Raw genomic sequence first — 12,588 nt, 5'->3', positions numbered from 1 at the left:
TGCTCCGTTCTTGTGCGAGAGGAATCTCGCCATGGAACATATTGCTGCCTTGCTGCTGGTCATCGGCTGCTCCAACTCCATGACCGAATGCCGTGAATTGTCGGTGCCTGTCAGCGTCTTCGAGACCGCCGAGCAATGCACCGCCGAACGGCCCTTCGCCTTGACCGACGTTCGGGGCCAGGCTCCCCACGTCGTTGCCAAATGCCTCGCCGTCGACCCGGCATTGGAGGACGACTACGACCAGATCGTCTGGAACGTGCGTCCGGACGGCACACTCGACGCGTCCCTGCAGGTCTCCGGCCTCGTCCTGGCCTCCAACGACAGTGCGCGGCCCGAAAAAACCTATCTTGGTCAACAATAAAATCGAGCGGGCAAAGGCCGTTGTTTCATGTTAAATGGCGGTTGTAGCCTCCTAAAGTGAGGACAAAGGAGAGGTGACTCTATGCGGAAGATGATTATTGCCATGGTTGCGGTTGTCGCGGTCAGCGGCTGCAGCACGACCGAGCGGGACGTTGGCGTTGGCGCCGGCGTCGGCGCCGTCGCCGGTGGCCTGATTGGCGGCACCAAGGGCGCGCTCATCGGTGCGGCCGTCGGCGCGGGCTCGGGTCTGCTGGTTCGCAACCTGCGCAATGGCTATTGCCAGTATCGCGACAATCGCGGCCGTCTCTACACGGCTCGCTGCTGATCGCTTCGGACCAGGCGCAATAGGAACGGAGGCCGGCTCGTCCGGTCTCCGTTTGTTTGTGCCGCCTGCACTTGAAGGTTCCTGGTGAGGGGAGCGCCTTTCAGGTCGCCAGCGGGATTCTGATCTCCACCTTCAGCCCCTCGGCGAGAAACTCGCGCTTGATCGTGCCACGCAATTCGCGCGTCACGTTGAGATCTATGAGCTTGGTGCCGAAGCCGGTCTTGGCCGGGGCTTCGAGCTGCTTCTGTCCGGCTTCACGCCAGTTGAGCACCAGCAGCCTGTCGCGGCCGCGCCCCTGCAGCGACCAGTCGACCTTGAGCGCCCCCACGGAATTGCCGGCCTCGCCATATTTCAACGCGTTCGTCGCCAGCTCATGGAAAGTCAGGCCGAGTGCCTGGGTCGTCGTCTCGTCGAGCAGCACCTCCGGTCCGGACAATATGCCAGCGGGAAGCTCCTTGCCGAACACCTGGCCGAGCTCGATGCGCAGCAGATCGCCGAGATCGGCCTTCTGCCAGCGCGAGCGGGTCAGCATGTCCTGCGACGCCGCCATCGCCTGCAGCCGCGCCGCGAAGGACGACGAGAACTCCTTCACGTCGGTGGCGTGCGAAGCCGTCTGGCGCGCGATCGCCAGCACCCTGGTGATCGAGTTCTTGATGCGATGCTTCATCTCCTGCAGCATCAGCTCCTTCTCGAGCAGGCTCTTTTCCGTCGTCTCGTGCAGCAGCGATACCGCGTCATAGGCACGCTCCTGATAGCGCGCCACCAGCGCTATGGCGCCGGCGAGCAACAGTCCGAACAGGCCGAGCATCACCGGAATGGCGCGCGAGGACGGCAGCGAGAAAGCGCTTGTCGGCCGAAACAGCACCGTCCAGGGACGACCGGCGACGACGAGCTTGCGGCTCACCAGCAGCCTCTCGCCGAGGGTCTCGGACGGCGGCGTCTCCGACCGGAACAGAAGATTGCCGGCGTCCACCTTGCCGTCATAGATCTCGGTGTTGACCGGCAGCAGCGGGGCGCGGCTGAGCGCAGTCTGGAACAGGTCCCGGGCGCGGAAGGCCGCATAGAGGAATCCCGCCGTCGACGACCGGCTGGCGTTGATGACCTCGGGCGCGGTTTCGACATTGAGCCGCACGAAGACCAGGAACCCAGGGAAGGTCTGGGTAGCGCCCGTCCCCTGGCCGAGCTGGATCAGGCCGCTTGCATGCTGCTGGTCGTCGGCCATCGCCTTTTCGATCGCCACCCGCCGCGCCGGCTCGGTGAACATGTCGTAGCCGATGCTGGCCTGGTTGGACGGAGCTATCGGTTCGAACATCACGATCGGCGTGCGCCAGGGTTGCGTCGTCGCGGGGTAGACCTGATGCGCGACGCCATGGTCGCGCAGGATATCGCGCTCGACCGCCGCCTCGTCGCCGGCCTTGGCCAGCCGCAGGAAGCCGATGCCGCGCAGCCCGGCGAAATTGTTGTCGACATCGAGCGCGTTGAAGAACGCCTTGAATTCATTGCGTGAAATGTCGCCGTTGCGGGCGTCGAACAGCGCCTGGGTCGAGCGCAGGAGCGAAAGGTGGAGATCGATGCGGCTCTCGATCCGGTTGAGCGCGTCGTCCGCGGTCGCGTCGAACTTGATCCGCGCCGCTTCCTGCGTGGCGAAATAGGCGAACCCCGCCATCGTCAGGCTGATCAGCGCGACGGCGATGAAGGCGAGGATCGGGAAGAACTTTTTCAACTGAGGAAGTGGCCCCTGAACGGTTGGGCACCTTTATGAGCAAGTCCCCGCGGCAACACAATGGCACGGCCAAATCATCATGACGCCTGGCACATCACGTATCGGACATTAGAGCAATTCCAGGAAAAGCGGGAACCGGTTTTCCGTCCGGAATTGAGTGAAAACAAAGAGATAGAGCGGTTCTGCGTTTCCGTGAAACGTTGAACCGCTCTGGCCGGCTTCCAATCCTCAGGCGGCGATCTTCAGCGCCCCCGGTCCGGGAATGGCGCCGGGCGGACATTTGCCAAGGATGATCATGCCGAGCACCTCGTCCTGGGTGACGTCGCTGGTGCGCGCGGTGCCGACCACCTGCCCGTTCTTCATCACGCAGACCCGGTCGGCAAGCTCGAACACGTCGTGGATGTCGTGGCTGATCAGGAAGATGCCGATGCCCTCGGCCTTGAGCTGCTTGACCAGCTCGCCGACCTGCGCCGTCTCCTGCGGCCCGAGCGCGGCCGTCGGCTCGTCCATGATCAGGATGCGGGCGTTGAACAGGATGGCGCGCGCGATCGCCACCGACTGCCGCTGGCCGCCGGAGAGCTTGATCACCGGCTCTTTGAAACGCTGGAAGCGCGGATTGAGCCGGCCCATCACCTTGCGCGCCTCGGCCTCCATGGCGACATCGTCGAGCGTGCCCCAGCCGGTCATCAGCTCGCGGCCGAGGAAGAGATTGGCGGCGGCGTCGACATTGTCGGCGAGCGCCAGCGTCTGGTAGATCGTCTCGATGCCGTATTTCTTGGCGTCGCGCGGATTGGAGATGTGCGCCTCCTCGCCGTTGACGAAGATCTGGCCGGCGTCGCGCTTGTAGGCGCCGGACAGGATCTTGATCAGCGTCGACTTGCCGGCGCCGTTGTGGCCGAGCAGCGCCACCACCTCGCCTGGAAAGAGATCGATCGAGGCATCGTCGACGGCGCGAATGCCGCCGAAGGCGATCGAGATGTTGCGCATGTCGATCAGCGGCGTGCCGGTGGGAGCTGTCTTTTCCATGGTCGCGTCTCCTCCCTGAAGTTCTTGCTCAGACTCGCTTGCGGTAGACGGTATCGAGCCAGACGGCGACGACCAGAACCGCGCCGACGACAATGCTCTGCAGCGGCGAGTCGATGCCGAGCAGCACCATGCCTGACTGCAGCGACTGCATCAGAAGCGCGCCGAGCATGGCCCCCAGCACGGTTCCCGAGCCGCCGGCGAGCGACGTGCCGCCGATGACGGCGGCGGCGATGACCAGGAGCTCGTCCAGCGTGCCCAGCGCGTTGGTCGCGGCGTTGAGGCGCGCCGACGAGATGGCGGCGCTGATCGAGGCCAGCACGCCCATGATCATGAACACCTTCATCGTCACCCAGCGCGTGTTGATGCCGGCGAGCGAGGCCGCCTCCGGATTGCCGCCGATGGCGAACACATAGCGGCCGAAGCGGGTTCGCCGGGTGATGAAGGTCATGACGATGCCGACCGCGACCGCCATCAGCACCGGTATGGCGATGCCGTGGGCGATGAACAGACCGCCTTCGGGAATGGTGATGCCGTTCTGCTGGGCGTACTGGCGCACGATGCCGACCGGCCACGGATAGGAATTGGCGACCGAGACCGCGCCGAGGATGGCGGCGCAGGCGACGACGCCGAGGAAGACTTCCGCCCATACCGGACGCAGCGGGAAATTGAACCGCTTGCGCTGCGAGCGGCCGTTGAGCAGCGCGAAGGCGACCGCCGCGCAGGCGACGACGCCAACGACCCAGCTCGCCGTGGCCCCGATCGAGCCGCGCGGTCCGCCACCCATCAACTGGAAGGTGGCGTCGAGCGGCGCGACCGTGCGGCCGCTGGTGATCATCCAGGCCATGCCGCGCCAGACCAGCAGGCCGCCCAGCGTGACGATGAAAGCCGGCACCTCCATATAGGCGATGATGAAGCCCTGGAAGGCGCCGATCGCCAGGCCAAGCACCACGCCGGCAGCGAGCGCGATGATCCACAGCCAGGGATTTCCGAGCTCGAGACCGATGACCCGGATCAGGAATTCGGCCTGCGCCACGCCCATGATCATGCCGACCACGCCTTCGACGGAGCCGACGGAAAGATCGATATTGCGCATGACGATGACCAGCACCATCCCGGTCGCCATGATGGCTACCGAGGACGTCTGCACCGACAGGTTCCACAGGTTGCGCGGCGTCAGGAAAAGCCCGCCCGACAGGACGTGGATGCCGATCCAGATGACCAGCAGCGCGCCGACCATGCCGAGCATGCGCGTGTCGAGTTCGGTTGCCTTGAGGAAGCGGCCGGCGGCGCTGAGTTCGGCTGCGCGTGCCCGGTCCGCGGCGACCGTGCTTGAGGTCGTATCGGTCATGATTTCCTCCCACCGGTTTGCCGTCTGGCGCGGTTGCCGGAACATGATTCTATTGGCTTTCCCGGCTCACTTGAAGCCGGCAGCCCGTTGCGAAACGTAAGCTTGATGGACGCCGCGGCTCATGGGCCGCGGCGCCTGGTCTTCAAACTGCCTCAGTTGCAGGCAGCGACGGCGCCCGCGGCAACGCCGGCGCAGACTTCGTCCTTCTTGATCCAGCCCGCGTCGATGACGACGTTGAGGTTGTCCTTGGTGATCGCGACCGGCGTCAGGAACAGCGACTTGACGGTGTTGCCGCCCGGCGTGGTGAAGTCCTTTACGCCGGCAATGTCGGTCATCTTCTTGCCGTCGGCGAGAGCCGAGGCGATCTCGGCGGCGTTCTTGCCGAGTTCGCGCGCGTCCTTCCACACCGACACGGTCTGGGTGCCGAGCGCGATGCGGTTCAGCGCGGCGTGGTCGCCGTCCTGGCCCGACACCGGAACGGTCCCGGCGAGGCCCTGCGCCGTCAGCGCGGCGACGACGCCGCCGGCGGTGCCGTCATTGGCCGCCACCACCGCATCGACCTTGTTGTCGTTGGCGGTCAGGAACTGCTCCATGTTCTTCTGCGCGTTGGCGGGCAGCCAGCCGTCGGTATAGGCCTCGCCGACATTCTTGATCTTGCCGCCGTCGATGGCTTCCTTCAGCACTTCCATCGAGCCGGCGAACAGGAAATCGGCGTTCGGATCGGCGCCCGAGCCCTTGATGAAGACATAGTTGCCTTCCGGCTTGACCTTGAACACTTCGCGGGCCTGCATGCGGCCGACTTCCTTGTTGTCGAAGGTCAGGTAGAAGACGTCCTTGTTCTCGATCAGCCGGTCGTAGCCGACGACCGGAATGCCTTCGTCCAGCGCCTTTTGCACCGCCGGCCCGACGGCCGAAGCGTCCTGCGCCAGCACGATCAGGGCATTGGCGCCCTGCGAGATCAGGCTTTCGACGTCGGTCAGCTGCTTGCCCGGATTGGACTGCGCGTCGGCGGAAATATACTTGTCGCCGGCCGCCTCGATGGCCTTCTTCATCGCCGCTTCATCGGTCTTCCAGCGCTCTTCCTGGAAGTTCGACCAGGAAACGCCGATCACCTTGTCCTTCGCCTCGGCGACCGACGCGAGCGTCAACGACAAGGCGACACCCGCCAGCATGGCGGTTGCGAATTTCTTCATTATATCCTCCCTGCGCCATTGCGGCGCGACCCAGACTGGCCCTGAGGCCGGCATAGAGGCTTTTTTTCGAGCCTCGAAAAAAATATGATCCAACGCCGGAGCGCTGTCAACAACGATTCTGATCGATTCTGAGGCCTCGGCGAATTTTTTTCGAGCTCCGGAATAAATAAATGACAGGCTGGCCCGCTTCTGCCACTATTCATACGGTGTCGCCGACGGCCTTCGAAATCAAAAACGGCCGCGACGACCGGGAGGAAGGCAAAGCATGTCGGTTGGAATCCGCCACGACGATCTGCGCCGACGCAACCGGGCGATGGTTATTTCGGCCGTGCGCCGCGCCGGCCAGCCGTCGCGGACCGAGATCGCCGCCACCACCGGCCTCAGCCATTCGACCATCTCGGCGATCTCGTCCGACCTGATCCAGGAAGGCATCCTGACCGAGAGCAAGCCAAACGAGGCTGTTTCGCTGAAGCGCGGCCGTCCGCAGGTCGGGCTTGCCCTCAATCCGGAAGCCACGGCGGTGATGACGGTGGTCCTGTCGCTGAACTTCCTTTCCGTCGCCGTCATCGACTATGCCGGGCAGGTCATTGCCGAGGAGCAGCGCCGCCTCGACACGGCGATCATGCCGCGCGACGAGCTGATCGGCGAATGCGTGGCCATCGTCCGGCGCCGTTTCGAGGATCCCGACCTCGACGTCCGCGGCGTCGCCCGCATCGCCATGGGCATCCAGGGCATCACCGACACCCATGCCCGCGCCATGTTGTGGTCGCCGATCACGCCGCAGACCGACATCGCCTTCGCCGACATTCTGGAAGCCGAATTTGGCGTTCCGGCCACGATGGAGAATGACTGCAACATGATGGCGGTGGCCTTGCAGTGGCGCGATCCCGAGCGGTACCGCGACGACTTCATTGCCATCCTGCTCTCGCACGGCATCGGCATGGGGCTGGTGCTGAAGGGAGAGCTGTTCACCGGCACCCATTCCTCCGGCGGCGAATTCGGCCACATGATCCACCGGCCGGGCGGCGCGCTCTGCCGCTGCGGCCGGCGCGGCTGCGTCGAGGCCTATGCCGGCAACTATGCGATCTGGCGCAATGCCAAGCAGATGGGCGAGGACGCCGAGCCGGTCGATGTCAGCGACGCCGACATGCGCTCGCTCGCCGCCAGGGCGCGCGCCGGCGACGGCCCGGAGCGCCAGGCCTACCGCAAGGCCGGCGAGGCGCTCGGCTTCGGCCTCGGCAGCCTGTTCGCGCTGATCGATCCAGCTCCCGTCGCCATGGTCGGCGTCAGCGCCGCCGCCTTCGATCTGATCGAGCCGGCGCTGCGCGAGGCGATCGCCCAGACCGCCGGCGGCCAGCATTCGAAGTCGATCTCCTTCGACACCGAGCCGAACGAATTGCCGCTCATCCGCGAAGGCTGCGCCATGCGCGCACTGACCTTCGTCGACCAGGAGATTTTCGCGCCGGGCGTGCAGGTGAAAGGCGGCGCCACCGGGAAGAACGTGGCCTGAGCGTCAATCTTCCCTGATCGCGTAGCCCGCGCCCCGGATGGTGCGGATGACGTCAGGCATGCGGCCATTGTTGACCGCCTTGCGCAGGCGGCCGACATGCACGTCGACCGTGCGCTCGTCGATGTAGATCGTCTCGCCCCAGACATTGTCGAGCAGCTGGCTGCGCGAGAACACCCGGCCGGGATGCCGCATCATGAATTCGAGCAGGCGGAACTCGGTCGGTCCGAGCCGGATTTCGCTCTTCTTGCGGTACACCCGGTGCGACTCGCGATCGAGCACGATGTCGCCGACCTTCAGCATGCTGGACAGGACTTCCGGCTTGGCGCGGCGCAGCAGCGCCTTGACGCGCGCCATGAACTCCGGCGTCGAGAACGGCTTGACCAGATAGTCGTCGGCGCCGGTGGAGAGGCCGCGCACCCGGTCGCTTTCCTCGCCGCGCGCCGTCAGCATGATGATCGGCAGCCGCTCGGTCTCCGGCCGCATCCTGAGGCGCCGGCAGAGCTCGATGCCGGAAACCGCCGGCACCATCCAGTCGAGCACCAGGAGGTCGGGCACGTTTTCCTGCAGCCGGATTTCGGCCTCGTCGCCGCGTGTCACCACCTCGACCTGGTAGCCTTCCGATTCAAGATTGTAGCGGAGCAGCACCCCCAGCGGCTCCTCGTCCTCCACCACCATGATGCGTGGCGCGATCATCGGCCCGTCACCCTTCTTCTCAGGCCGGCGCCGACATCGCCGTCTCGTCCAGCTTCGGACGATTGGCGGGCAGTTGCTGGCCGGTCAGCACGTAGTAGGCGTTCTCGGCGATGTTGGTGACATGGTCGCCGATGCGCTCCAGATTCTTGGCGCAGAACAACAGATGCGTGCAAGCGGTGATGTTGCGCGGATCTTCCATCATGTAGGTCAAAAGTTCGCGGAACACCGAGGTGTATTTAACGTCGATGCGCTCGTCGTCGTTGCGGAGCTTGGCAAGCGCCGCGGCATCAGCGGCGGCATATTCCTCGATGACCCCCTGCACCTGGATCAGCACCAGCTGCGCCATGCCGTCGATGGAATGCGAAAGGTCGCGCGGCGTGACGCTGAGACCGACGGTGCCGACGCGCTTGGCGATGTTCTTGGCGAGGTCGCCGATGCGTTCGAGGTCGCCCGCCATGCGGATCGAGCCGACCACGGCGCGCAGATCGTTGGCCATCGGCTGCCGCTTGGCGATCAGTGTGATGGCGCGGTCGTCGAGTTCGCGCTGGCGCGCGTCCATGATGGCGTCGTCGGACACCACGCGCTGCGCCAGGGCGTTGTCGGAATTGAGCAGCGCCCGCGTCGAGCCGGCGACCATCGAGCGGGCGAGATCGCCCATGTCGGAGATCAGCTTGCTGATGGCGCCGAGATCCTCGTCGAAAGACGCAACCGTATGATGTTCACCCATGATCCTGTCCTCGTGCTTGGAAATCAGCCGAACCGGCCGGTGATGTAGTCCTGGGTGCGCTTGTCGTCGGGGTTGGTGAACATCTTGTCGGTGGCGCCCTCCTCGACCAGGTAGCCGAGGTGGAACATCGCCGTGCGCTGCGACACGCGCGCCGCCTGCTGCATCGAATGGGTGACGATGACGATCGTGTAGTTCTGGCGCAGCTCGTCGATCAGCTCCTCGACGCGGGCGGTTGCGATCGGGTCGAGCGCCGAACACGGCTCGTCCATCAGGATCACCTCCGGCGAGACGGCGATGGCGCGGGCGATGCACAGGCGCTGCTGCTGGCCGCCGGACAGGCCGGTGCCGGGCTCGTGCAGGCGGTCCTTCACCTCGTTCCAGATCGCCGCCTTCTTCAGGCTGGATTCGACGATCTGGTCCATGTCGGCCTTGCGCTTGGCCAGCCCATGGATGCGCGGGCCGTAGGCGACATTCTCGTAGATCGACTTCGGGAACGGGTTCGGCTTCTGGAACACCATGCCGACCCGGGCCCTGAGCTCGACGACGTCGATGCTCTTGTCGTAGATGTCCTCCTGGTCCAGCGTGATCTTGCCGGTCACCCGCGCCGAATCGATGGTGTCGTTCATGCGGTTGAGGCAGCGCAGGAAGGTCGACTTGCCGCAGCCCGAAGGACCGATCAGCGCCGTCACCTGGTTGAGGCGGACGTCGAGATTGACGTCGAACAGCGCCTGCTTCTCGCCATAGAACACGCCGACCTTGTCGCCGCGCATCTTGATCACTTCGTTCGACTTGGCGTTCATTTTGTCGCCCACTGCGTTTTCAAGAGACTGTTCGGTCATGATGTTCATACCAGATGCCTTCTTTTACCAGCGCCGTTCGAAGCGGCGCCTGAGCACGATCGCCGTGATGTTCATGGCCATGAGGAAGACGAGCAGGATGATGATCGCGCCCGACATGCGCTCGACGAAGGCGCGCTCTGCCTCGTTGGCCCACATGTAGATCTGCACCGGCAGCGCTGTCGCCGGATCGAATGGCGTCTTCGGATAGTCGGCGACGAAGGCGACCATGCCGATCAGGAGCAGCGGCGCGGTCTCGCCGAGCGCGCGCGCCAGGCCGATGATGGTGCCGGTGAGGATGCCGGGGGCGGCAAGCGGCAGGATGTGCTGGAACACCATCTGCATCTTGGAGGCGCCGAGACCGAGCGCCGCCGAGCGGATCGACGGCGGCACGGCGGCAAGCGCCGCGCGGGTGGCGATGATGATCGTCGGCAGCGTCATCAGCGTCAGCACCAGGCCGCCGACAAAGGCGGCCGAGCGCGGCATGCCGAGGAAGTTGATGAACACGGCAAGGCCGAGCAGGCCGAAGACGATCGACGGCACCGCCGCCAGATTGTTGATGTTGACTTCGATCAGGTCAGTGAAGCGGTTCTTCTTGGCGAATTCCTCCAGATAGATGGAGGCGGCTACGCCGATCGGCAGCGCCAGAAGCAGCACGATCACCATCATGTAGAAGGAGCCGATGATGGCCACGCCCATGCCCGACGTTTCCGGACGGCTGGAGGCGCCATAGGTGAACAGGCCCTTGTTGAAATGCTCGGCCATGGTGCCGTCGGCCTTGAGCTGGTTCATCCAGGCGATCTGCTGGTCAGAGACCTTGCGGCGCGCTTCCTCGACGTTGAGGTCGATCTGGCCCTTGAAGGCGGAATCGAGATTGGCCGCGGCGAGGATGTCGACGTTGCGCGTGGTGCCGATGACCGACGGATCGGCGACGACGATGTCGCGCAATTGCACGCGCGCGCCCTCCGACAGGAAGCCCTTCAGCTTCAGCGCCATCGGCTTGTTGGAGGGATCGATGCCGAGCTTGGCCATCAGCGCCTTGTCGGCCAGCTTGGGATAGTTCGCCTTGATCAGCACGTCCGGATCGGTGGCGCGCTTGTTGGAAGGATCGATGATCTTCTCGTCGAAATTGATCGGCAGCGTCACGGTCGTCTGCCAGAAGGCGGTGTAGCCCTTCGAGACGATGGTGATCAGCATGATGGCGAGGAAGGCGAGGCCGACCGAGATCGCCAGCACGCCATAGATGCGGAACCGGCGTTCGGCGGCGTAGCGGGCCTTGAGGCCGATGTCGCGGCGCGCGGGAGCCGCGGCCCGGACCATCGTATCCAGCGGGATATCGGTCATTCGTACTGCTCCCGGTATTTGCGCACGATGTAGAGGGCGACGATGTTCATCACCAGCGTCAGCGCGAACAGGGTGATGCCGAGCGCGAAGGCGACCAGCGTCTGCGGCGAATTGAATTCGAGGTCGCCGGTCAGCTGGTTGACGATCTTGACGGTGATGGTGGTCATCGCCTCGAACGGATTGGCGGTGAGATTGGCGGCGACGCCGGCCGCGAGCACCACGATCATGGTTTCGCCGATGGCGCGCGAGGCGGTCAGCAGGATGGCGCCGACGATACCGGGCAGCGCGGCCGGCAGGATCACCCGCTTGATCGTCTCCGAGCGCGTCGCGCCGAGGCCGAGCGAGCCATCGCGCATGGCGCGCGGCACCGCGGTGATGATGTCGTCCGACAGGGAGGATACGACCGGGATCAGCATGACGCCCATGACCAGGCCGGCGGTGAAGATGCTCTGGCCCTGGATGAAGGGCGAACCGCCCGTCAGCACCGCCGAGAGATCGCGCAGGAACGGCCCCAGCGTGACGACGGCGAAAATGCCGTAGACGATGGTCGGGATGCCGGCCAGCAGCTCGAGCGCGGGCTTCACCACCGAGCGCACCTTGGGCGAGGCGTATTCGGCCATGTAGACGGCCGACATCAAACCGACCGGAACCGCCACCAGCAGGGCGACGAAGGCGATGTAGAGCGTGCCGGACAGGAGCGGGATCAGGCCGAACTGGCCCTGGCTGCCGCCCGAGCCGGCCGCGGCGAAGCGCGGATCCCAGACGGTGCCGAAGAAGAAGCTCGCCGGCGAAACGCTGTCGAAGAACTGGATGGTCTGGAACAGCATCGAAAGCACGATGCCGACCGTGGTCAGGATGGCGATGGTCGAGGCCGCCAGCAGCCCCCACAGCATCAGCCGCTCGACATTGTTCCTGGCGCGCGCTCGCGGCGCGACTTGCCGGAGCGCGTAAAAGGCGCCGGCGATCGACAGCACGAGCGTGACGACGGCGCCGATCAGGCCGAGCCGGTCCTGCACCGCATTCGCCTCGACGGCGATCGGGATCATGTAGTCCTGGGTGTCCGTCGCCAGCGCCACGCCCTTGGCGGCGAGCAGCGGCTGCAATTCGGCGAAACTGGCGGGAAGCTGGGTGTTTGCATCGAGCTGGCGCAGCCCCCTGGCGAGGCTCTTCACCAGGCTGACATCGAGCGCCTCGCTGGCGACCGCGCTGTCGGCGGTGCGCTCGGGCAAGGCGGCGTGGATGTGGCGCTCGAGATAGACGGAGGAACCGATGTTCCAGACGGCAAGCAGCAGGAGGGCCGGCAGGACGGCGAGCAGGAAGGCCCACCAGCCGTGATAATGGGCGCGCGAATGCGGCTTCACCGAACCATTGTCCTGCGCCACGGCCCGTTGGCGGCCAATGAAGAATGCGACCACGCCGATGGCGGCGACTATGGCAAGTACGAGCATGGACGACATGAACCCACCCCAGGGAAATCCCGTTCGAGCATGATCTTGTCCGGTC

At 65.0% G+C, this 12,588-nt stretch carries 12 protein-coding genes; 3 read left to right on the top strand and 9 right to left on the bottom strand.

The window, feature by feature from the left end; translation table 11 throughout:
• Positions 1-31 precede the first annotated feature (31 nt).
• Together EN846_RS22840 and EN846_RS22835 are read left to right on the top strand one after the other, a co-directional pair.
• A complete protein-coding gene (locus EN846_RS22840) occupies positions 32-361 on the top strand; it encodes a hypothetical protein (RefSeq protein ID WP_127392028.1) in 330 nt (109 codons plus the stop codon).
• An 81-nt stretch (positions 362-442) separates the two neighbouring features.
• The gene (locus tag EN846_RS22835) at positions 443-685 is read left to right on the top strand and encodes a YMGG-like glycine zipper-containing protein (RefSeq protein WP_127392029.1); all 243 of its coding nucleotides are present in this window, start codon (positions 443-445) and stop codon (positions 683-685) included.
• 100 nt (positions 686-785) lie between these two features.
• Here the strand turns inward: EN846_RS22835 and EN846_RS22830 are convergent, their stop codons facing one another.
• The 4 genes from EN846_RS22830 to xylF form a co-directional block, all read right to left on the bottom strand.
• Entirely contained in the window at positions 786-2,408 is a 1,623-nt protein-coding gene (locus tag EN846_RS22830; RefSeq protein WP_128346113.1) for a CHASE domain-containing protein, read from the bottom strand.
• A 228-nt stretch (positions 2,409-2,636) separates the two neighbouring features.
• Complete coding sequence (locus EN846_RS22825; protein ID WP_127391062.1) at positions 2,637-3,434, bottom strand: ATP-binding cassette domain-containing protein; 798 nt, start codon at positions 3,432-3,434, stop codon at positions 2,637-2,639.
• 28 nt (positions 3,435-3,462) lie between these two features.
• Positions 3,463-4,782 carry a sugar ABC transporter permease gene (locus EN846_RS22820; protein WP_127391063.1) on the bottom strand — a complete coding sequence of 440 codons (1,320 nt, stop codon included), beginning with the start codon at positions 4,780-4,782 and terminating at the stop codon, positions 3,463-3,465.
• A 152-nt stretch (positions 4,783-4,934) separates the two neighbouring features.
• Complete coding sequence (xylF, locus tag EN846_RS22815; protein ID WP_127310418.1) at positions 4,935-5,975, bottom strand: D-xylose ABC transporter substrate-binding protein; 1,041 nt, start codon at positions 5,973-5,975, stop codon at positions 4,935-4,937.
• Positions 5,976-6,240: 265 nt separating this feature from the next.
• On the opposite strand from xylF, the gene EN846_RS22810 reads away from it, so the two are divergent.
• The gene (locus EN846_RS22810) at positions 6,241-7,485 is read left to right on the top strand and encodes an ROK family protein (RefSeq protein ID WP_127282798.1); all 1,245 of its coding nucleotides are present in this window, start codon (positions 6,241-6,243) and stop codon (positions 7,483-7,485) included.
• A gap of 3 nt (positions 7,486-7,488) precedes the next feature.
• On the opposite strand, the gene phoB is transcribed toward EN846_RS22810, so the two are convergent.
• Genes phoB through pstC form a run of 5 tightly spaced genes read right to left on the bottom strand, consistent with a single transcriptional unit; the run spans position 7,489 to position 12,542 of the window.
• A complete protein-coding gene (phoB, locus tag EN846_RS22805) occupies positions 7,489-8,178 on the bottom strand; it encodes a phosphate regulon transcriptional regulator PhoB (RefSeq protein WP_006203872.1) in 690 nt (229 codons plus the stop codon).
• Between the two features lie 19 nt (positions 8,179-8,197).
• Positions 8,198-8,905 carry a phosphate signaling complex protein PhoU gene (gene phoU, locus EN846_RS22800; RefSeq protein WP_127282797.1) on the bottom strand — a complete coding sequence of 236 codons (708 nt, stop codon included), beginning with the start codon at positions 8,903-8,905 and terminating at the stop codon, positions 8,198-8,200.
• Between the two features lie 23 nt (positions 8,906-8,928).
• Positions 8,929-9,753: a phosphate ABC transporter ATP-binding protein PstB gene (gene pstB / locus EN846_RS22795; RefSeq protein ID WP_127282796.1), complete on the bottom strand. Its 825-nt coding sequence runs from the start codon at positions 9,751-9,753 to the stop codon at positions 8,929-8,931.
• 15 nt (positions 9,754-9,768) lie between these two features.
• A complete protein-coding gene (pstA, locus tag EN846_RS22790) occupies positions 9,769-11,085 on the bottom strand; it encodes a phosphate ABC transporter permease PstA (protein ID WP_127391064.1) in 1,317 nt (438 codons plus the stop codon).
• A complete protein-coding gene (gene pstC / locus EN846_RS22785; RefSeq protein ID WP_127391065.1) occupies positions 11,082-12,542 on the bottom strand; it encodes a phosphate ABC transporter permease subunit PstC in 1,461 nt (486 codons plus the stop codon). The genes pstA and pstC overlap by 4 nt, the downstream gene beginning before the upstream one ends.
• Between the last annotated feature and the right edge of the window lie 46 nt (positions 12,543-12,588).

Source organism: Mesorhizobium sp. M4B.F.Ca.ET.203.01.1.1 (assembly GCF_004791025.1).
Taxonomy (GTDB): Bacteria; Pseudomonadota; Alphaproteobacteria; order Rhizobiales; family Rhizobiaceae; genus Mesorhizobium; species Mesorhizobium abyssinicae.
This window is presented reverse-complemented; position numbering and strand designations above follow the sequence as displayed.

Excerpts from the sequence above, each read along its gene's own strand:
- EN846_RS22840 (WP_127392028.1), top strand. The coding sequence starts at position 32 with ATGGAACATATTGCTGCCTTGCTGCTGGTCATCGGCTGCTCCAACTCC.
- EN846_RS22835 (WP_127392029.1), top strand. The coding sequence starts at position 443 with ATGCGGAAGATGATTATTGCCATGGTTGCGGTTGTCGCGGTCAGCGGC.
- EN846_RS22825 (WP_127391062.1), bottom strand. The coding sequence starts at position 3,434 with ATGGAAAAGACAGCTCCCACCGGCACGCCGCTGATCGACATGCGCAAC.
- EN846_RS22820 (WP_127391063.1), bottom strand. The coding sequence starts at position 4,782 with ATGACCGATACGACCTCAAGCACGGTCGCCGCGGACCGGGCACGCGCA.
- xylF (WP_127310418.1), bottom strand. The coding sequence starts at position 5,975 with ATGAAGAAATTCGCAACCGCCATGCTGGCGGGTGTCGCCTTGTCGTTG.
- EN846_RS22810 (WP_127282798.1), top strand. The coding sequence starts at position 6,241 with ATGTCGGTTGGAATCCGCCACGACGATCTGCGCCGACGCAACCGGGCG.
- phoB (WP_006203872.1), bottom strand. The coding sequence starts at position 8,178 with ATGATCGCGCCACGCATCATGGTGGTGGAGGACGAGGAGCCGCTGGGG.
- phoU (WP_127282797.1), bottom strand. The coding sequence starts at position 8,905 with ATGGGTGAACATCATACGGTTGCGTCTTTCGACGAGGATCTCGGCGCC.
- pstB (WP_127282796.1), bottom strand. The coding sequence starts at position 9,753 with ATGAACATCATGACCGAACAGTCTCTTGAAAACGCAGTGGGCGACAAA.
- pstA (WP_127391064.1), bottom strand. The coding sequence starts at position 11,085 with ATGACCGATATCCCGCTGGATACGATGGTCCGGGCCGCGGCTCCCGCG.
- pstC (WP_127391065.1), bottom strand. The coding sequence starts at position 12,542 with ATGTCGTCCATGCTCGTACTTGCCATAGTCGCCGCCATCGGCGTGGTC.